This window comes from Empedobacter sp. ULE_I140, assembly GCF_053482575.1.
Map to the genome: position 1 here is coordinate 2,202,055 of NZ_JBQMTX010000001.1, position 19,491 is coordinate 2,221,545.

Annotated in this window: 16 protein-coding genes; 5 read left to right on the forward strand and 11 right to left on the reverse strand. The window is 30.7% G+C overall.

What is annotated here, in order from left to right; translation table 11 throughout:
• The first annotated feature begins 99 nt into the window (after positions 1-99).
• Together ACTS9J_RS10490 and ACTS9J_RS10495 are read left to right on the forward strand one after the other, a co-directional pair.
• A complete protein-coding gene (locus ACTS9J_RS10490) occupies positions 100-957 on the forward strand; it encodes a toprim domain-containing protein (protein ID WP_286500666.1) in 858 nt (285 codons plus the stop codon).
• A gap of 193 nt (positions 958-1,150) precedes the next feature.
• Complete coding sequence (locus ACTS9J_RS10495) at positions 1,151-1,687, forward strand: hypothetical protein (RefSeq protein WP_225542508.1); 537 nt, start codon at positions 1,151-1,153, stop codon at positions 1,685-1,687.
• A 7-nt stretch (positions 1,688-1,694) separates the two neighbouring features.
• Here ACTS9J_RS10495 and ACTS9J_RS10500 read toward each other — a convergent pair whose 3' ends face one another.
• Positions 1,695-2,231, reverse strand: coding sequence for a hypothetical protein (locus ACTS9J_RS10500; protein WP_448353211.1), 537 nt, complete (start codon positions 2,229-2,231; stop codon positions 1,695-1,697).
• Between the two features lie 124 nt (positions 2,232-2,355).
• On the opposite strand from ACTS9J_RS10500, the gene ACTS9J_RS10505 reads away from it, so the two are divergent.
• From ACTS9J_RS10505 to ACTS9J_RS10515, 3 genes are read left to right on the forward strand one after another with little or no spacing between them, the layout of a single operon-like run.
• Positions 2,356-3,051, forward strand: a complete 696-nt coding sequence (locus tag ACTS9J_RS10505) for an SOS response-associated peptidase (protein WP_448353212.1) — start codon at positions 2,356-2,358, stop codon at positions 3,049-3,051.
• A gap of 55 nt (positions 3,052-3,106) precedes the next feature.
• On the forward strand, positions 3,107-4,375 hold the full coding sequence (locus ACTS9J_RS10510; protein ID WP_448353213.1) for a Y-family DNA polymerase: 1,269 nt from the start codon (positions 3,107-3,109) through the stop codon (positions 4,373-4,375).
• Positions 4,376-4,834 carry a LexA family protein gene (locus ACTS9J_RS10515; RefSeq protein ID WP_286476340.1) on the forward strand — a complete coding sequence of 153 codons (459 nt, stop codon included), beginning with the start codon at positions 4,376-4,378 and terminating at the stop codon, positions 4,832-4,834.
• A 67-nt stretch (positions 4,835-4,901) separates the two neighbouring features.
• Here ACTS9J_RS10515 and ACTS9J_RS10520 read toward each other — a convergent pair whose 3' ends face one another.
• The 10 genes from ACTS9J_RS10520 to ACTS9J_RS10565 form a co-directional block, all read right to left on the reverse strand.
• Positions 4,902-6,107: an IS256 family transposase gene (locus tag ACTS9J_RS10520; protein ID WP_219035089.1), complete on the reverse strand. Its 1,206-nt coding sequence runs from the start codon at positions 6,105-6,107 to the stop codon at positions 4,902-4,904.
• A 168-nt stretch (positions 6,108-6,275) separates the two neighbouring features.
• On the reverse strand, positions 6,276-7,094 hold the full coding sequence (locus ACTS9J_RS10525) for a hypothetical protein (protein ID WP_221854659.1): 819 nt from the start codon (positions 7,092-7,094) through the stop codon (positions 6,276-6,278).
• Between the two features lie 166 nt (positions 7,095-7,260).
• Positions 7,261-7,659 carry a hypothetical protein gene (locus ACTS9J_RS10530; RefSeq protein WP_221854658.1) on the reverse strand — a complete coding sequence of 133 codons (399 nt, stop codon included), beginning with the start codon at positions 7,657-7,659 and terminating at the stop codon, positions 7,261-7,263.
• An 11-nt stretch (positions 7,660-7,670) separates the two neighbouring features.
• Positions 7,671-10,838: a type I restriction endonuclease subunit R gene (locus tag ACTS9J_RS10535; protein ID WP_286476336.1), complete on the reverse strand. Its 3,168-nt coding sequence runs from the start codon at positions 10,836-10,838 to the stop codon at positions 7,671-7,673.
• A 1-nt stretch (position 10,839) separates the two neighbouring features.
• Positions 10,840-13,209: a DUF262 domain-containing protein gene (locus ACTS9J_RS10540; protein ID WP_286476334.1), complete on the reverse strand. Its 2,370-nt coding sequence runs from the start codon at positions 13,207-13,209 to the stop codon at positions 10,840-10,842.
• Positions 13,210-13,212: 3 nt separating this feature from the next.
• Complete coding sequence (locus ACTS9J_RS10545; protein WP_291050962.1) at positions 13,213-15,093, reverse strand: DUF262 domain-containing protein; 1,881 nt, start codon at positions 15,091-15,093, stop codon at positions 13,213-13,215.
• Positions 15,094-15,125: 32 nt separating this feature from the next.
• Positions 15,126-16,070 carry a hypothetical protein gene (locus tag ACTS9J_RS10550; RefSeq protein ID WP_286476330.1) on the reverse strand — a complete coding sequence of 315 codons (945 nt, stop codon included), beginning with the start codon at positions 16,068-16,070 and terminating at the stop codon, positions 15,126-15,128.
• A gap of 119 nt (positions 16,071-16,189) precedes the next feature.
• The gene (locus ACTS9J_RS10555; RefSeq protein ID WP_286476328.1) at positions 16,190-16,606 is read right to left on the reverse strand and encodes a hypothetical protein; all 417 of its coding nucleotides are present in this window, start codon (positions 16,604-16,606) and stop codon (positions 16,190-16,192) included.
• Between the two features lie 34 nt (positions 16,607-16,640).
• The gene (locus ACTS9J_RS10560) at positions 16,641-17,828 is read right to left on the reverse strand and encodes a restriction endonuclease subunit S (protein ID WP_448353214.1); all 1,188 of its coding nucleotides are present in this window, start codon (positions 17,826-17,828) and stop codon (positions 16,641-16,643) included.
• Positions 17,825-19,423 carry a type I restriction-modification system subunit M gene (locus ACTS9J_RS10565; protein ID WP_448353215.1) on the reverse strand — a complete coding sequence of 533 codons (1,599 nt, stop codon included), beginning with the start codon at positions 19,421-19,423 and terminating at the stop codon, positions 17,825-17,827. The genes ACTS9J_RS10560 and ACTS9J_RS10565 overlap by 4 nt, the downstream gene beginning before the upstream one ends.
• Positions 19,424-19,491 lie beyond the last annotated feature (68 nt).

Genomic DNA, 19,491 nt, shown 5'->3' on the forward strand with positions numbered 1-19,491 from the left:
AGGAGAGGTTTGAGCAGGTTGAAAAACAGCTCTGTAACCATGATTAACATTGACTTGAATAGGTTAGGTAGGTTAAAATTCAACTTTAAACTTTTTTTTATGAATATTAATGAAATAAATAGTCTTGATTTAGAACAAATATTGACAAAAACATATTTGTTAAAATCAATTAAAAAAACAGAAAAGTCAATATGGGTAATTTCACCATTTAGACCAAACGAATCTACTCCATCATTTCACATTTCGAAGATTTATAAATATGATATTTGGTTTGATCATGGAAACGGATTAGGAGGAAAAAATATTGATTTTTTTATATATTATTTGAAAACAGATGTAAAAGGAGTTTTAAAATATTTTAACGAGAACTCTTTTTCTTTTCAAAAGCAAAATGATTTTCAATTCAAAAAAAATCAAATAAAAAACGAATATGAAATTTTAAAATTGAAAGAAATTTCATCGTTTCCTTTAGTTCAATATTTAGAAGAAAGAAAATTGCCTTTGGAAATTGTTAATCGATATTGTAAAGAAATTCATTATAAACTAAATCAGAAAACATATTACGCAATTGCATTTCCGAACAATGAAAATGGATATGAAATTAGAAATAAATATGTCAAAATGTGTTTAGTAAAAAAAGATATTTCATTGATAAAAAACAATCAAAATCAATTAAAAATTTTTGAAAGTTGGAGTGATTTCATCAGTTACCTTTTTTTATTTCCGAAGGACGAATTTCTTTACGATTTTTTGATTTTAAATTCAATTGCTTTGCTTAGAAAAAATATAGAATTGATAAATAAATATGAATCTATTCAGACTTATTTTGATCACGATGAAGCTGGTAAATCTGCTACAAATTTCTTAAAAAACGAGTTGAAAACTAAAGTAAAAGATAATTCATCTTTTTATAAAAATTATAAAGATTTAAATGAATTCATAATTTTTGAAAAATAGCCAAAAATTAGAATTTTTAGTAAAATTAGGAAATAGCAAGCAGTAATCGCGGGTAACCGATTTGAATTACATATTTCCTTAATTTTCAGTTTATTATAAAATAAAAGTAGTATTTGCAAATGCTTTAAAATACTACTTTACAATATAACACATTAAATATCAATAGTATTAACAATGTTAACAAAGTAGTAAAATGAAAAATAAGTTAGTTACTTTTAAATTAGATGAATCAATAAGAGACCATGCTATTAAGATGAAAAGGTTATATGATTATCCAACTTATGATGATCTTTTTCAAGATATTTTTAAGTTTTTTATTGACAACGAAACTTCTCCAAGAGATGCAAATATTTCTTTGCACAGACAAATTTTTGAACTCAAAAGAACAATATCAAAAATTCATTGTGAGTTTATAAATAAACGATTAAATCCTACACTTTTTGAAATAAAAACTCAATATATTAACACCAATAAAACGATGATTGAGATGATTAATCAAACCAATTCTAATACACATAAAGTGATAGAAATTGCAGAAAGTTTAAGTGTTGTACCGCAAAAAGAAGCTCCTCAAAATAATATTAATTTTGAGGATATAAAATCTAAAATATTTGAATTAGATAAAGCAAAAAAGAGCAAATTTAACGGAGAAAAAAATGTTGTAGAAATTGATTTAGTTGAATATAATCGATTAATGGATCAGCTAAAATTAAAACTAAATAATTTTTAAAATCGTGTTAAAGAAAATTAGAATACTCAACTGATTTATTCAAAAAGTATTCTATTTTTTTATCATATTCTTCTTTAGAAATATGATCATTTTCTATGAGAACATCATAAATATCTTGAAAATAAAAGTAGAAAAACATATTAATTCTATAATCTTGTTTATTATGATTTAAGAAATTTTCAAAGTCATTAAATGTATACGCAACCAACGAATCGAAATTTAAAGAATTACGAATTAGTAAATATTCTGTAATCGTCATTAATTTAGGAGATTTAACAATCAAATATATTATTGCTGTTTTGATGGAAGTATTATCAATTAATAAAAATTTATTGATTTTATCAAGTAGATATTGGTTATTAACTCCAATATCATTGGTTTTTTGATACAGTTTTACTTCGTTTACAAAATCAGGATTGAGTTTAATATAATTTAGTTTTTCTAAAGATTGATCTTTTTCTTCAAACAAAATACGATTGAAAATAAGATGAATAACTTGTAAAGGACTTTTACCTTGTTCAGATAATTTTTGTAGATATTCCATAAATAAAGATGGCGTGAAACTAAATACAATCCGTTCAAGAGGTACTCGGATACCCTAAACCCAGAAAGACTCAGCCCACGCCACTATATGGCATGAGCGTAAGCCCATCGAAGAATTTAGGTTTATGAAGATTCCGAGTTTTCTTGAACCAATTTCCGACAGCTTACGCGTACGTAATTACTATTTTAATGATGTAAAGATAGAAAATGATTACCTTTATTCCAAAGTAGATGCTATGTGTTTTCATGTAAAAGTTACCAAAACAAAAGAACAGATTGAAAAGAAATCGAGATTAAAATTCAAACCCGAGGTAACATTTACGCCAAATCCTCATTTCAAAGGTTTTGATCATCCGAAATTACCTGTGATAACCAATCAACAAGATTTTATTCATTTGTTGGAATGGGGTTTAGTTCCGCATTGGGCTGGAAATGATTTTAATTCGAATAATACACTAAACGCACGTATTGAAACTATTGATGAAAAACCATCTTTTCGAGATGCTTACACCAATCGTTGTGTTATATTGGTTGATGGCTTTTATGAATGGCGACACGAAGGCAAAGACAAAATCAAATATGATATCGGAATCAACAACAATTTGATGTGTTTAGCAGGATTGTATTCAGATGATACGTTTACGATTGTTACGACTGAAGCTGTCGGCATTATGGATTATATCCACAATACTAAACATCGTATGCCAGTAGTCCTAAATGATGGTGAAAATTTAATGAATTGGCTTAATTGTAAACCTATTGTACCATTTACAGATTTCAGCTATCAACGGGAAGATGGACAAGTGAGTTTATTTGAATAATATTTAACACTTTTCCGCGACACCTTGTAGCGTTTTATTTGCTCAACTTTGTAACATGATGTATGCTTTAGTTGACTGCAATAATTTTTATGCTTCGTGCGAACGAGTTTTTAATCCAACGCTGAATGGAAAGCCTGTTGTAGTACTTTCTAACAATGATGGTTGTGTAATTGCACGTTCTAATGAAGCAAAAGATTTAGGAATTCCAATGGGTGCTCCTGCTTTTGAATACGAGAATAATTTTAGATTAAATAAAATCAATGTTTTCTCTTCAAATTATGCTTTGTATGCGGATATGAGTAATCGTGTGATGACTATTCTGAAATCCTATTGCCCTGATATTGAAATTTATTCGATTGATGAATCTTTTCTTCTTTTCAAAGGCTTTGATAACTATGATTTGGTAAAGTACGCCCAAGAAATTAAACAAAAAATATATACCATTACCAAAATCCCTGTTTGTATTGGTATTGCTCCTACAAAGGCTTTAGCTAAAGTGGCGAATCGAATAGCAAAGAAATTTCCTAAACATCATAATGGTGTTTATATGATTGATTCGAAAGAGAAAATGGACAAAGCCTTAAAATGGTTAAAATGTGAGGATATTTGGGGAATTGGGCGACGTTTAGCTAAACGTTTAGCTTTTATTGGTTGTAAAAATGCGTATGATTTTACATTATTGAGTGATGAATACATCAAACGAAATTTCTCCATCGTTGAATTGCGTTTGAAAAAGGAATTATTAGGCGAAAGCGTCTTAAAATTAGATGAAGTTCAACGCAAAAAATCAATTGCGACTACTCGTAGTTTTGAAAAAACAATCAATGATTATGAAAATCTGAAAGAGCGTGTTTCTACTTTTGCTGTTTCTTGTGCCGAAAAGCTTAGAAAAGAACAATCAAAATGCAACATTATTACTGTTTTTGTGATGACCAATCGTTTTGATGAAAAACAATCTTTTGTTTCAAATTCTTTAAGTACAACCTTAGATTTTGATTCGAATTCGAGCATTGTTTTGTCCAAATCTGCTTTATTTTTATTGGATAAATTGGTGCCTACCGAAGGCAAAGTTCCTGATTATAAAAAAGCTGGCGTTATCGTTTCGGCTATTACGCCCGATAATCAAGCACAGATGAATTTATTTCACGAAGATTCTCCAAAACATAAAGCTTTGATGAGTGTAATGGATCAATTAAATGCGAATTATGGCGATCATATGCTTAAATTAGCTTCGCAAGATGTGCGTAGAAAATGGAAAATGAAGCAAGAACGTTTGTCACCTTGCTACACAACAAGATTTACAGATATTTTAAATGTTTATTAAATGGTACATTTTATTCAAGTTCCGAAATTCTCAGAAGAGTTAATCAATATCCCTATCAAAACAGATGGCGAAAAACGATTTGTTCAATTTTTTGGTGATGTTTCGGCAGGTTTCCCCTCTCCTGCTGCTGATTTTGTACAAAATAATATTAGTTTGGATGAAATTTTACTGAATCATCCCGAAGCAACTTATCTTAATCGTGTTGGTGGCGAAAGTATGTATCCTGAATACCTAAAAGGTGATTTACTTATCATTCGTTCGGATATCGAACCCAGACATCATGATGATATTGTGGTATCAGTCAACAATTCCGAATACACGTTCAAACGTTATGATGCCATCAACAAACAACTGATTTCTCTTAATCCGAAATACAAAAATTGCATTCAATTACAAGATGAAGATGTGGTCATTATTTTGGGAGTTGTAACTGATTTGGTGAGGAATAAGAGGAAATGAGATGACTTGATCTTAGAGACACTGTCCAAAATTTTGTGTAAATATATTTCAGGTGGGTTTGACTTTTTTATAGTTGAACCCTTTTTTCAAATATAGTTAAAAATTGATTTAAAATTATTCCCCAATTATGAATTGGTTGTGTCCATTTTTTTGAGATTTGCATTAACGATAGATAAACTGACTTTTTGAGCGCGTCATCTGTTGGGAATACTAGTTTATTTTTGGTATATTTTCGGACTTTTCCATTCAAATTTTCGATAAGGTTGGTGGTGTAAATAATTTTTCTGATTTCAATAGGAAAGTCAAAAAATACAGTTAATTCGTCCCAATTATTTCTCCAAGATTGCATTGCGTAGGGATATTTTTGAATCCATTTTTCTGCAAAACGATCTAATTCTAAAGCAGCCATCTCTCTGTTTGGCGCATTGTAAATGAGTTTCATGTCTGAGGTAAATTCTTTTTTATCCTTCCAGACTACGTATCGAGCAGAGTTTCTAATCTGGTGAACCACGCAAATTTGTGTGTTCGCTTGAGGGAAAATATTGGTTATAGATTGTGTAAATCCGTTTAAATTATCAGTTACTGTAACCAAAATATCTTCTACGCCACGCGCTTTTAAATCCGTCATCACACCTTGCCAAAAAGCAGCAGATTCGTTCTCTCCAAGCCACATTCCAAGGATTTCTTTGTGACCTTCACGGTTTAAACCAACAGCTAGATAAATCGTTTTATTGATTACTTTTCCGCCTTGACGAACTTTAAACACAATGCCATCCATCCAAACAATGCAATAAATAGATTCTAGAGGACGATTTTGCCAATCCAAAACTTGACTATTTACTTTATCAGTAATGATGGATATTGCTGATGTAGAGAGTTTATAGCCGTATAATTCGTAAAGTTCCTGCTCAATATCCGAAACACTTAGACCTTTAGCGTATAACGAAATAACCATATTTTCAACAGAAACTGATTTGGATTGATGTTTTGGGACAATAATTGGATCAAAACTTCCTTCTCGATCTCGAGGAACCTCTATTGTAGATTCCCCATATTCGCTTTTTAAACGTTTTGAAGTTGTGCCATTACGTGCATTGGAATTGTCACTTTTCTCATTTTTTGAGTAACCTAAATGGGCTTCAAGTTCGCCTTGTAGCATGGCTTCTAATAAATCAGAATGCAATTCTTTTAATAATTTACTTAGATCTTCTTGGGTTTTGATCCCTTCTAAATGACCTTGATCTTGGATGAATTGGGCTACAGATTTTTTCATAATAAACTGTGTTTTATAAATTTAATAAAATAAATAAGGTGAGTTACTAAACCCACCTTAATTTATGTTTACACAGTTTTTTGGATATTGCCATCTTAGATTAGTTTTATTCGTAATTTCAACTATTTTAATTTGAGAATTATATATAAAATGAATATATCTGTTGCTTTACTTTTTATCAAAATATTCAATTAACTGATAATTTCCATCATAATATTTTTCTAATAATTCTTTTAAATAATATTTATGCTGTGCACCAGTCAATACTACTATTGATTTACCTTTATTTTCATAAACTGTTTTAATAATATTAGATGCCATAGTATTATTTCTCAAGTCCCAGAATTTACACCATAATTGAAATCCTTCTCTATAAGATATTTTTTCTCCATTTGGTTTAGTTACAAACCGTTCTGAAAATATTTTTTCTGAGTTAGTTATTTTTGGTAATTCATGATGCTGTAGATGTTGTCTATATTTATTAAAAACTTCAAATTCGATACTATTTAAAGTCTTTATATCAGATTTAAAATATTTAATTAAAACCTTATTTGCTTCGTTGTATTTCTTATAAATTTCAGAATTTACATCGCTTAATAAGTTTTTATGATATAAACTATCGATTAGATTAATTGTTAGATCATCAGTAGGTGTCATTCCATTATTTTTCCTGTAGGAATTTCTACCTTCAAATTCAAAAGACAAGTTTACTGTCTTAGGATTTTTTTTTATGTAATTAAGCGATGCATTTCTTTCATTAGAATTTGGATCCAAATCATCAAAATAAATAGCCATGTTATGACTATCACTTTCTTGTAATAATATTTCAGGTTTTATTTCATCTAATATTTTAAGAAGTGTTTCTGGCGTCAAAATAGTTGATGAGCTATGTACAGTTCCAATAATATATATTTTTGATTTTTCTATATTTTGCGCGAAAGAGAAGTTTAAAATAATGAAAAATAGTATTGTCAATGAGTATTTCATTTATGCAATTGATTAAAGCTAAGTTTCAAAAGTAAAAAATAATGATTGATAAATAAAAAAGAATTTCTACAGCAAATAAGGTTTTTCTAAAAGGAAAAAAACTCTATTAAAAAAACATGAGCCGATTAAGCGTGCTAATCGGCTCATGTTTTATAATTTATAGGAATTAGTAAACCTTTACCTCTCCTCCATTTTTTTCTTCATAACAACTTGCCCAAGTAAAATAATCATACTCAATTTCTGACCAACTATTGTCTTCAAATTCAAAACCATAGTTTAAGTTTACTTGATTCAATTCAAGCGAAACGTGTAACCGATCTTTGTCTTCAAAATCAATTGATTTATCAAACAGTGTGTTATCGTTTAGTTTTTTGAGCACAAGGTCAACCAAATTGTTTGGATTATACTTTTTCAACATATCATCTAACATTATTTCGCCAACAATTACAACGTTTAACGCTTCATTGAAACGATACAAAACCCAGTATTTTTTTAATGATTGAACTTGATCGATTTTAAAATCAGAACAGGTACAAAACGTGACATCAGAATAAACTTGACACATAAATTTAAGTTTTAAAAATTAGAGTATGAATACACATGCTGATACACCTCTAAGCTTCGCAAACTTACATCTTCATCTGTATACTTTTCTTCAGGTAGCCACAAAAGTTTATCATAGATAGTTGTTTTTACACTTGATCTTATTTCACGACTTTCTTTCCAATTTGGGATATCAAGCTTTTCTTTTTGAAGTATTTCTAGTGTTTCTTTTGCTACTTTCTTAACCGTTTCCTTCTCTTCATCTGTAAGCTTTTTTCCTTTTATCAAAAGATCAAAAATAGATAATGTCGGCTGATCTAAATTTTCTTGAAATGCACGTTTATCCTCAGCTGAAAGGTCCTGATAAAATTCCATTAATTGATCAAAACTACGTTTAACTTCAATTTCAGTTTTACCATTATTATATTCCTCAACAATTTCTTTGTAACGTTCGTAAAACTCTAAACGCAATGGATTCTCACGAAGCATTTGTTCTAATTTTTGCTCCACTGCTTTATTCAAATCGTAAACCAACTCATTTTTACGTGGTAGTTTTTCAAAAGCTTTTTTAAGCGCTTCAATATTGAATTTCGACAAATCAATATATACATCAGCAGGTTCAGACACTGCATCTATTGATACACTTTCATTCACTACTTCTTGCAAGCGCATAATGACCTCTGTGACATCGGCTGATTTTACTTTCTGATTCAGTTTATTATATAAAGCATCAATCGCATTGTATTCTTTCACAAATTGCTTTGCCTGTTTTTCAGGGAATAAAGCTTTGTACTTTCTAAACACATTACGAGCTGAAATTTCAAACTTAGCTCTTGTCTCGTCATTACGACAAATTGCATTTGCCCCATTATTAATGGCTGCTATTTTTGACATCGAATTTGCTTCTATTAATGTTTGAATATCAAAATTGAGTTCTAAAAGCATACTAACAACTTCATCAATTGCTTGTTTGATCTCATTACCCATAGCTTCTAATTGTTCAAAAGGCTTTTCTTCTTTATCACCAGATTTATTCCCCTTATCACCTTCTCCATAGATAGCATAAGCCTTCTCTAATTGCTGGTAAACATTACCATAATCGACGATCAAACCATTTTCCTTCTCATCATCATATACACGATTGGCACGAGCGATGGTTTGCATCAAAGTATGTCCTTTAATTGGTTTGTCTAAATAAACCGTAGAGACACAAGGTGCATCAAATCCCGTAATCCACATGGCGCAAACAATAGCTAAACGGAAAGGATTCTCTTCATCTTTAAATTCCTTTTCTAAATTTCGTTCTACCATTTTGCGACGGTGACTTTCGATATCCAAATTCATTTTCTTGAATTTATCTACCTCATTTTGCTCCGAGCTTACGACCACGCAAACTTCAGTTTCACTTACTTGTTTGTATTTACGTTGAAGTTCTTGTTCTTCTTGAATATCTTCTGCTTTATCTATTCGAGATTTCAACTCCAATAGATAATCAGGCCAATACTCCATTACGTAATCATACATTCGCACAGCAGTAGGTTTGTCTAAAGCTACAAACATAGCTTTACCTTGATAACCACGTTCATTAAAATGCCACACTAAATCTTTGGCAATGGCACGAAGACGTGATTCTGAGGTAAGAATAGGATATTCTTTTTTGAACAGATAAGCTAATTTCTTTTGTTGATCTTCATCTAAATCTTCATTCTCTAGAATTTCAGCCATTTGCTCATCCAAAGCAGGATTTTCGATATTCAAGCGTTCTCCTTTATTCAGATATTTTAATGGAAGCGTCGCTTCATCTTCTATTGCGCGTTTGAAATCATAAACGGACACATATTCTCCAAATATATTCTTGGTTACCTCTTCTTCATCTTTAATAATTGGCGTTCCAGTAAATCCAAGATATGACGCATTTGGTAAACCATAAAAACGCATATTTCGAGCATATTTACCACCTTGAGTACGGTGGGCTTCATCCGAAATTACAATAATATTTTTACGATCGGTGATTAATGGATATTCGGTTTCCTTTTCCGGATCTATCGAGAATTTATGAATCAAAGAGAAAACATAACGATGATTCTCGCTCAACAATTCACGTAAATGTTCACGTCCTGAAATACCACTCTTCTTTCCTGCTATTATATTCTTATTATTGACAATGCCTACTCCAGAGAATGTATCATATGCTTGGTTCTCAAGCTCGGTACGATCAACAACTATTAAAAAAGTATAGGATCCACCAAATTTTCGATGTATTTTCTCACACAAGAAAACCATAGAATAGGTTTTCCCTGAACCTTGTGTATGCCAATAAACCCCTAATTTACCTTCTAAATCTTCGATGTTTTCGACATTATCCAATACACGATTCACTCCAATAAACTGGTGATTCTTCGCCATTAGTTTGACGACATTACCACTGCTTTCATCAAAAAGTAAGAAGTTCTCGAAAATATCCATCAAGTGCTGTTTAGAACAAACTCCTCTCAGCATGGTATCCAAGCTCACCACACCTTCAGCTTCCTCTGTAATACGTTTCCAGTCCAAAAAGTATTTGTATGGACTCGTTACCGTTCCTACTTTAGCGTCAGTTCCATTAGAAAGGATCACAAAAGCATTGTGGTGAAACAAATGTGGAATGGTGTCTTTATAATCCTTGAAATTATCATCATAAGCCGAACGCAAATCCACCGCATGTGATTTGAGTTCTATAAAAACTAAGGGAATTCCATTTACAAAACCAACAACATCTGGTCTACGGTTGTGTAATTCGCCCGTAACTTCCAACTGACGAACGGCTATGAAATCATTATTTTCATAGTCGTTGAAATCAAAAACTCGTAAGGTTTTCTTCTGTGCTTTGCCTTCAGAATTCATGAATGAAACTTCAACTCCATTTTTCAAGAGCTGATATTTCGCTTTGTTATGTTGTGCAATAGTTTGGCCAGCTATCCTCTGCCCGATCTTCTCAATCGCACGTTTGTAAGCCAAATCGGGTAAATCGGGATTATATCGCTTTAAAGCAGCCAATAAATGACGCTCTAAAATTACTTCTGTTTTATTATCACGCCCCAACAAACCTTCCTCACCAAAGGATTCATTTTGCCAAGCCGTTACCACTTGCCAACCCAGCTCTTTCAGTACATCTTCTGTAGCTTGTTCTATCAATTGATCTTCTGAGTATTCGTAGGACATGTTAATTGGTTTTTAGGTTTAATATCTTAATATTTTCTACTATTTTTTGATAAACACTATTCAAATCTTCGTTATTGTCTAAAGATTCATATTCAAACTCTTGACATTCTATCCAGTAATCTTCTTCTTTATTTGAATCCTTTAATTGTAAATTATGACCACTCCATATACCAACATCAATAAAATCATTCTCATAGAATTTTATGGTAATATGCACACCATTATCTTGTCTCTTTTCACAATCAATCATTTTTCCTTTGTAAAAAGTGGTTTCTCCACAGTTTGCATTACATTCAAAATCTAGCTCCGTTACAACCTTATTAATTAATTCATTTCTTAAATTATCGATCAACACTCTATCGTTTGAAGATCGATATCTATTAATATAGAGATGATTAGAATAGTACCATAAAACATCTAAACCACTCTTTTGGAACCATTTATGAAATTCATTATCATAGTATAAACTGTTATGCAAATGAGAATAATCTTCAATACTTGACTTTTTATTTATTGAAAAAACAAGATGTTGATTAACTTCATTTATGTCTTTGTAACTAAAAAGACTTGAAATAATATTCTGAATAACAATATATTCCTTTCTTCTTAATAATAACTGCCAGTAATCGTAATCGTCCCTATAATAAATGGCAGTGATTTGATCAAGCGTTTCAAATTGAGAGATGACATATCTAAACAATACATGATTTTGATTTTCAACCGCATTCAAACCTCCTTCTTTACTGAATAAACTATTAGCAATCGTCCTATTGTGCTTCAAATCTTCAATGTTTCGCACTTCTTTTAGTATGAAATTAATATTTCCTTGAAACAATTCATGTTTTTCAGTTTTAACAATTTCATTATACCTTTCTTCTTGCTCATTTTCATGGCCTAGAATAAAAATTGCCTTATTTTTTTCTTCGATTAATTGATTTTGTAAAAAATTATCTTTTAAATTATTAATAACATCATCTAAAGAATTATCTACTAAGTTGTCTAAAATATTAGTAGAATAACTACTCATACTATCAATAACCCTAATTACATTTAACATCACTAGTATACTTCTAATGTCGGGGTCAACTATAATATTCCAAACTACTCTAATCCATTCTTTAAATCGACGCTCACTAAAATCGCTATTTAATAAATATTTATATATTGAATGAAACAGTATTCTATTTATTTGACTTATTTCTAAATCGTCTACAAACCAATTAAAATCTGATTTCCAAGAAGGAGCAAGATTTCTTTTTAATATATCTTTAAATTCAATAAGCTTATCTAAAAATATTTCTAATCGAAGAACGATATCAAAATCAAATAATTTATCATAATTATTCCAGTCATTATATATATTACTTTGAGATGAATACAAGAAGTTAAAACTAACGGTATCTTCTACTTTTGATTCATTCTTTATTATAAATTCACTTAGAAGAAAGTTGTTTATAAATTTCAGGAAGTATGTATCTAATTGAGATGAATCTATTTCTGAACTACTAGAGTTTTCAATAGACTTCTCCCAAAAATAATCAGACCATGCATTATCCAATTTTGAAGCAATTTTAAGATAATAAGGCATGCTTTTTTGCTTAAAATTGACAGATTCATTAAATTTATTATATTCCCTGTTTTTTTCTGATTTCATCCAATTGATAAAATCTGCCTTAAAATTTTCAAAATGAGATAGCTGTTTTCCTCTGTCATTCATCTTAATATATAATTCATCAGAAAGATTAAATCCATCTAACGGCAATACATAAAATTTTAAATTAGATAATCTATTGAAATATTTTTCGTCAGTTTTAATTAGCTTCGTATACGTGTCGTGAATTTTCCCTAACATCTCCAGCATAGCAATCACAGTAGGATCACTTTTAAACTCTTCATGAAACCAATATGAATTTACTATATAATCCTTTGGGTTCCCCGTAAAATGTATAGTGCATATTTTTTGACAGAATAAAGTAGAGCTAGTGCGTGTTTCATAAGAAAATCGTTTAAGATTATTCAATACATCTTCTCTAGCGTTGCCATGTAACTCTGTGTTTGCAATGTACCAATTCAATAAATAAAGAGTTGTCAATCGTTGTTGACCATCAAGTGGTTGAAAATAATTGAGATTATTTAACTTTGATATGGAACCATAAATAAAATCAAGCTCTAATATTTCATTCTTTGATAATGCATTAAAAAGTGATGTAATAAATCTGTTCCTAATGATTTCTTCATTTTTTCTACCTTGAGCATAATCACGTTGAATTAATGGTATAGAGATACCATCAAAACTATAATTTTTTATTTCTCCGTTATATTCGAACTCCACTTCCCCAAAAAGCAAGTCTTGTAAAGTATAGTTTTTCATGATTTAAAATTTAGGTAAAAATGAATTAAGCGTTTTTTGCATTTCAACTCGATAACTAATAATATCATCAATAGACCAAACTGATTTATTAATTCTATTTTCGTCGTAATATTTTAAGAATACATTTCGGGTAATTATAGGAACAAAAAGCCCAGATTTTTCCTTTTTAATTATTTTCTTTCTTTTGGTAACAAATAATGCATTTCCATAACCTCTGTTGGTGTTTGCATCTAATAATGTCAAATTGCCAATATCGTTTTTAAATTCATCAGGAATGTTATCATCTCCCGCCTTTGAAACAACTTTTTCTTTCAAATCTTCAAATAAGATATTTTTACCTTCTTTTTTAATAAAACTCGTAATATCTTCGTAGTAATCTTCCTTTTCTATATCTAAAACATCCTCTAAGGCATTTTTAAGCCACACTATTTGATCATTTACTTTATTTAAAGGATTATCATTATATGAACTAATATGTTCAATATCCCAAGTTGTATTCAAATTGTTCGCATCTTTCATATTACTAAACTGAAAAAATGGAAACTTATAAATAAGATTATTCTTTATACATTGCTGAACAATTGTTTCAATATTAAATAACAGTAAAAAATTAAAAACTTTACCGTCTTTATAATCTAATTTTATAGGTTTAACTAAATTATTATCCTTATAATTCTGTTCAAATTCGGCAATAACACCTTCAAAGTTTAAATAGTGTATTGATTTAAATTCAAGTTTAATCTCACTTATTAATTCTTGAGTGAAATCATCCTTTCGAATTATTTCATTTTTTATGGATAATTTGTAAATATCATACAAACTATTTCCTGTGTAAATTAGATAACCTATATAATGATACCATGTTGGATTACTATACCAATCTAATAAGGTATTATACAGTTTATATATATCTTCCCATAATCTAGCAATTGTACTAAATTCTTTTATTGCTTCAACTTGTAGGTTATAATACCTAAATACAGGATTTTTTTCCTTTTTTAATAATTCTCGAAGATCATCATCATCATCAATAGCCTTCATGTACAAAACTTCCAATAATAGCTCTATCCTCGCATCAAAATCTTTGTTACTAATAAAAGCCCAAAACTCCTCTTTTTGCAATTGACGTTCAATACTATCCCATTGATGTGCTATTTCTCTTTGTTTTATTTTGGCCAACTCATCATTTCCAAATAAATTACTTTGTAAAAACAATGCTTTAACTAACTCAGCACTATTTAATGGAATTTTTCCGAGATTGATGCGAATAAAAGTATCGATTGGATTTATTTTTTCATCCTTTAACTCATACCAAATTACTTGTACAATACCTTCTTCTTTCTGATTGGTCGAGTTATATATTAAAGTTCTATTAATTGAATCAAACAAATCATCTTCCATCAATCCATCTTTACTAACCTTTGTTTTAAACCACTCATCAATGTATTGGTAAGCTTTTGTGATATGATAATAATCGATATTAGCTTTTGAGAAATTTTCAATAGTATTATTAAAAATTTCACTTAATTCTGGTCTAGTTTCATACTCAATTTCAAATATTGATTTTCCGTATCGTTGTTCGAATGAACGACCTACTAAAAATCTATTACTGAAATAAGTAAGTAAAATTTTTATACTTGTTAATCGTTGTTGTCCGTCAATAACCTCATAATTATAGTTTGTTTCGTTATACTTTACAATAATCGGTTGCAAACAATAAAACTCCTTATCAGCTTTATTCTTTTTGATAGCAAAAGAGTAAATATCATTTAATAAGTCATTTATTTGAGAGCTATCCCAACGATATCCTCTTTGATAAGCCGGAACAAAAAAACGTTCACCTAATAATTCACTTATTGATTTAAGTTTTATTATGTTATTCATAATTTATAGTCTTCTTATTGGTTGGTGTTAGCTTATTTTTTCCCTTTACTTGTATTTAATTTTCTATCCATTAATCTTAATTCTGTTTTACCAATGATTGAATTTAATTCGTTTTCTAAATCATTAATATTTATTTCAAGAAGAATATTTTCTAAACCATTTTCCTTTTTATATAAGGCAAGTGTTGGTCTATTTATAACTTCAGTTGAAGATTTTTTTAAAATTTCAGTTAATCTACTAAAAGTCGGTAATTTATCTTTTAATTCTAGCATTATACCATGTTGAGAAATAACATGATCTATTGATATATCGCTTAATTTATCGATTGTAAAAGGTTTGGAATTGCCATTTTCAGTTGGCGTATATATTTCGATCTCTTTATTCGTCTGGTTAACAACAACTTTATTGTTACTAATTTTTAATTCTAAAATATCTTTAAATAAGATTTCGTTTTGTTTTGAATCGTACATCTTGATAGAATTAATCATTTTTTCTAATATATGATCAAAAGCTTTTCTTTTATCATTTTTATAGAATAGCTGTTTAATTAAACTAATAGGGAAATATATATCATTGTAAAAACGATCTTGAGTAATCAATCGAAACACGAAATTTTTAAACAAATCTTCTTGTACATACACTTGATCTAAACTTGTATCTACTATCAGTGGAAGATTGACAGCTGTACCCTCTACATAAGTAGAAGTGTCATTTACAAACTCTCCATAAGCACGTAAACCTGATAAATAATTTTGTATTGTTTTTATAGATTTCTCATATTTTTGAGCAGTATCTTTTCTTGATAACACATCAATTACCTCTTCAACTGCATTTACATCTTGAACTTGTGACATATTCAATTCAAGGCACAATAAAGCATTACGCACGTAAGAATCATAGCTTATAGCACTTTCGTTAGATGTAATATTATTAGCTATTAACCAATTTATGAAGTTATCATTCTTTTCAATTTTCATAATTTAAAGTTTTTTTATAGTAGTTTAGTTTTAGTTAGTCATTCATCACACCTCTATCATCCCCATCATCAAGCGTGGCAACAAAATATCCCGTGCCTCGCGTAAACGTTGGTTTTGGTTTAAAAAGATTTATTCCATGGTGGTAAACAGCCGTAGACTTCAAAGTATCGTTGTAATAACAATCCCTCAACATAACCTGGTAAATCATTATGTTCATCATCCACGGTAACAAACCAATAAATATCCAAAGCTTCAATGTTTTCTTCCTCTATTTTATTCAAGAAATAGTATTCTCTTCGAATACCATCCTGTTTATTATTTAATCTCTTATTCAATAATTGATCTTTGAATTGACCATTTTGTAACATAGAACCAGATTTTCCTATGTAAACCAATTCCACTTTACCTTTAGCTAATTTTAGGATATAGTAAACTCCTGGTAGATTAGGAACATCTTTACTTTTATTTCTAAGGTTGTCATTTTTTTCGAAGAAAAAATGCCCGTTTGTTTTGTATTTTTCTAATTCTGTAAACATTTTTTTATAGTAGTTTAGTTTTTGTTTGTTGTATTTACACCTCTATCATCCCCATCATCAACCTCGGCAACAAAATATCTCGCGCCTCGCGTAAACGTTGGTTTTGTGTTCTTAAATTTTGAATAGCATCAAAATTCTTTTTGGCTAATTCTTCAAATCTCTGGGCAATACCTTCTGTTGGTATAATTATTTCTGAATCTTTTAAATATTTATAGTGTCTTGCATAGTGATAGTTAGACAAATCAATATTCATCAATGAGAAATAAAAAAGATGTTGTGGCATTTTAGGATTTTTAGAAAGAACTATTTGTGTTCCATCAGCACCCCTAGCAAAATCAAAATTTATCAGTTTCAAAATCCGAGTATGGTCACCGAAAACAATATATGGAATACCAGAATATTCAATTAATGAACTATCATCATTAGTAAATCCAGCTATAAAAGACCTACTTTGATCTACTACAGGAATATTACCTTCATTTTGAAATTCAGAAGATTTAATTTTTGTTGTAGATTTTACTTTACCTAATTGATTTGATACAAAATCCGTCTCCCAACCCTCAGGTAATCCAGTTTCTTTATTGATGGTTGCGGATTCGTGCCCAGGAAAACGCATACGCACAAACCATTCTTCGTAGGTTTGCTGTGCCATTTCTTCCAAAATTTTGATGCGCTTGATGTTGTTTTCTATCAAATCATCATAACCCGATAAGATCGAAGCGATTTTCTTTTGGGTTTCAAGTGGGGGAAGATTGATTTTAAAACATTTTATAGTTTCTAATGTAATACTTGCTTGATTAGCTGCTCCTTGTGCAAAATTTAAATTATGATATTTGAAACTTTCGTCTTTTAATCTATAATAAAGAAAATCTTTTTCTATTTGTCCATTTGGAATTAACTTAACAGCATTTTGATTTAGCAAAGAATTATTCAAATTATTTGGAACTCTAACTACTTTTCCTACAATAGATGCTGGATTATGTTGCCAAGAACCAACTGTTTGTACAATTATATCCTTAGTATTCAATAAAACTGATGAATGCTCTGAAGCTAATTCCTCATTTATATAAAAAATAGTTTCATCAGAAATAGAATTATCAGTAAAATCTGAAACTCTTACAACAGGCACACCTTTATCTTGATACCAAGCACTTTTAAATGCATAGCCCTTTTTTGTAGTTATCAATTCACCCAATTGCATAACTTTCCAACCCTCTCTCATAATTTCACCGCTTGAATTTGGTTCATCAATTGGTTGGCTTCTTTGTTCAAGGTTGCTAATTCGCTGTGGAGCTCTTGCATACGGCTTTGGTAATCAAAATCCATATCAATATCAATATTCACACCTACATAACGTCCTGGTGTAAGGCTATAATCTTGTTCGGCTACTTCGTCCAAGTTCACAATCTTGCACAAACCTTCAATATCACGATAGGTTCCATCCGGGAAATGTTCGTTAAACCAAGTATTATCCGCAGAAACTTCGGGCGTTTCGCCTCTGTAAAGCGCCATAATTGCGGTTAAGCCTTCTAATTGCTCTTCCGAGAAATCGTTAATCGTGGTCGTTACCTTTCGAAACACATTACGTGCATCGATCATTAAGATTTTATTCTTGTTTTCAGGACGTTTGCCTTTATCAAAAAACCAAACATGACAAGGTAACGAACGCGTATAGAAGAAATTGTTTCCGATAGAAACAATACAATCTACATTGCCGGTTTTTACCAATTCTTCACGAATACGTTTTTCGGCATTTCCGGCATCGGTTGCCGAAGACGCCATGACAAATCCGGCACGTCCAGTATCATTCAGGTAACTCATAAAGTACTGAATCCATAAGTAATTTCCGTTACCAATGCTTCCTTTTCCTGTTAAAGGCGCACCAAAAGGCAAACGTTTATCTTCTGCCAGAAACTTGTTTTTCGCATCTACTTTGTCCACGTTAAACGGTGGATTTGCCATTACGAAATCACACTTTTCATACAACTCATGTGGATCCGAATAAAAGGAATTGTTGTTAGCAATTTTCCCTTCAATGCCGTGTATCGCTAAGTTCATCTTCGCCAATTTCGTGGTATTCGATTTGTACTCGGTACCGTACACCGTAATGGCTTCGTTTACTTTTTTATTGAGATGATCTTTGATAAAATGTGCCGTTTGCACAAACATACCTCCCGACCCACAAGCAGGATCATGGATAATACCATGATTCGGTTGAATGAAATTGACAATCAACTGTACCAAAGACGGTGGCGTAAAGAATTCGCCTCCTTCTTGTGCACCTGCACCCATCATCGAGAGTTTCATTAGGAAATATTCGTACACACGCCCAAATACATCGCCTTTGGCATTGCGCACCGAATCACTATTGAAAATACGAATTAGATTTGCCAGTAGATTGCTATCCGTATCATCTTCGGGCGTTAAATCGTGGAAGTTTTTCGGAAGAATACCTGCTAAATCTTCGTATTCTGCCTCGATCAATTTCATCGCATCGTTCACTGCTTCGGCTAAATCTTCCGATTCGGGCAAAGCCGCTAAATACGAATATTGCGCTTTCTCGGGCAAATACATCGCACCCATCGCCGCATAATCGTCTTTGGTGGCTTCTCTTCGTTGTTTGGTGCGTGGATTAATCGGAAGGGTTTCTGCTAATTGTGCTCTGGCTTCTATGAATTTATTCTCCGCAAATCGCAATAAAATCAATCCCAACAGAGGGTCTTTGTATTCACCAGCAGTCAGTTTCGAATTCGCACGCAATTCGTCTGCTGCTTCCCATAATTCTATTTCGAGTTGTTTGATATGTTGTTGTGTCATTTTCTAAAAAATTGCTGTAAATTACTAATAAAGTACCAATAAACATCTAACAAATCTCATAAAAATAG

What these genes read in the sequence shown, in the direction of transcription:
- ACTS9J_RS10490 (WP_286500666.1), top strand. Translation starts at nt 100, where the DNA reads ATGAATATTAATGAAATAAATAGTCTTGATTTAGAACAAATATTGACA.
- ACTS9J_RS10495 (WP_225542508.1), top strand. Translation starts at nt 1,151, where the DNA reads ATGAAAAATAAGTTAGTTACTTTTAAATTAGATGAATCAATAAGAGAC.
- ACTS9J_RS10500 (WP_448353211.1), bottom strand. Translation starts at nt 2,231, where the DNA reads ATGGAATATCTACAAAAATTATCTGAACAAGGTAAAAGTCCTTTACAA.
- ACTS9J_RS10505 (WP_448353212.1), top strand. Translation starts at nt 2,356, where the DNA reads ATGAAGATTCCGAGTTTTCTTGAACCAATTTCCGACAGCTTACGCGTA.
- ACTS9J_RS10510 (WP_448353213.1), top strand. Translation starts at nt 3,107, where the DNA reads ATGATGTATGCTTTAGTTGACTGCAATAATTTTTATGCTTCGTGCGAA.
- ACTS9J_RS10515 (WP_286476340.1), top strand. Translation starts at nt 4,376, where the DNA reads ATGGTACATTTTATTCAAGTTCCGAAATTCTCAGAAGAGTTAATCAAT.
- ACTS9J_RS10520 (WP_219035089.1), bottom strand. Translation starts at nt 6,107, where the DNA reads ATGAAAAAATCTGTAGCCCAATTCATCCAAGATCAAGGTCATTTAGAA.
- ACTS9J_RS10525 (WP_221854659.1), bottom strand. Translation starts at nt 7,094, where the DNA reads ATGAAATACTCATTGACAATACTATTTTTCATTATTTTAAACTTCTCT.
- ACTS9J_RS10530 (WP_221854658.1), bottom strand. Translation starts at nt 7,659, where the DNA reads ATGTGTCAAGTTTATTCTGATGTCACGTTTTGTACCTGTTCTGATTTT.
- ACTS9J_RS10535 (WP_286476336.1), bottom strand. Translation starts at nt 10,838, where the DNA reads ATGTCCTACGAATACTCAGAAGATCAATTGATAGAACAAGCTACAGAA.
- ACTS9J_RS10540 (WP_286476334.1), bottom strand. Translation starts at nt 13,209, where the DNA reads ATGAAAAACTATACTTTACAAGACTTGCTTTTTGGGGAAGTGGAGTTC.
- ACTS9J_RS10545 (WP_291050962.1), bottom strand. Translation starts at nt 15,093, where the DNA reads ATGAATAACATAATAAAACTTAAATCAATAAGTGAATTATTAGGTGAA.
- ACTS9J_RS10550 (WP_286476330.1), bottom strand. Translation starts at nt 16,070, where the DNA reads ATGAAAATTGAAAAGAATGATAACTTCATAAATTGGTTAATAGCTAAT.
- ACTS9J_RS10555 (WP_286476328.1), bottom strand. Translation starts at nt 16,606, where the DNA reads ATGTTTACAGAATTAGAAAAATACAAAACAAACGGGCATTTTTTCTTC.
- ACTS9J_RS10560 (WP_448353214.1), bottom strand. Translation starts at nt 17,828, where the DNA reads ATGAGAGAGGGTTGGAAAGTTATGCAATTGGGTGAATTGATAACTACA.
- ACTS9J_RS10565 (WP_448353215.1), bottom strand. Translation starts at nt 19,423, where the DNA reads ATGACACAACAACATATCAAACAACTCGAAATAGAATTATGGGAAGCA.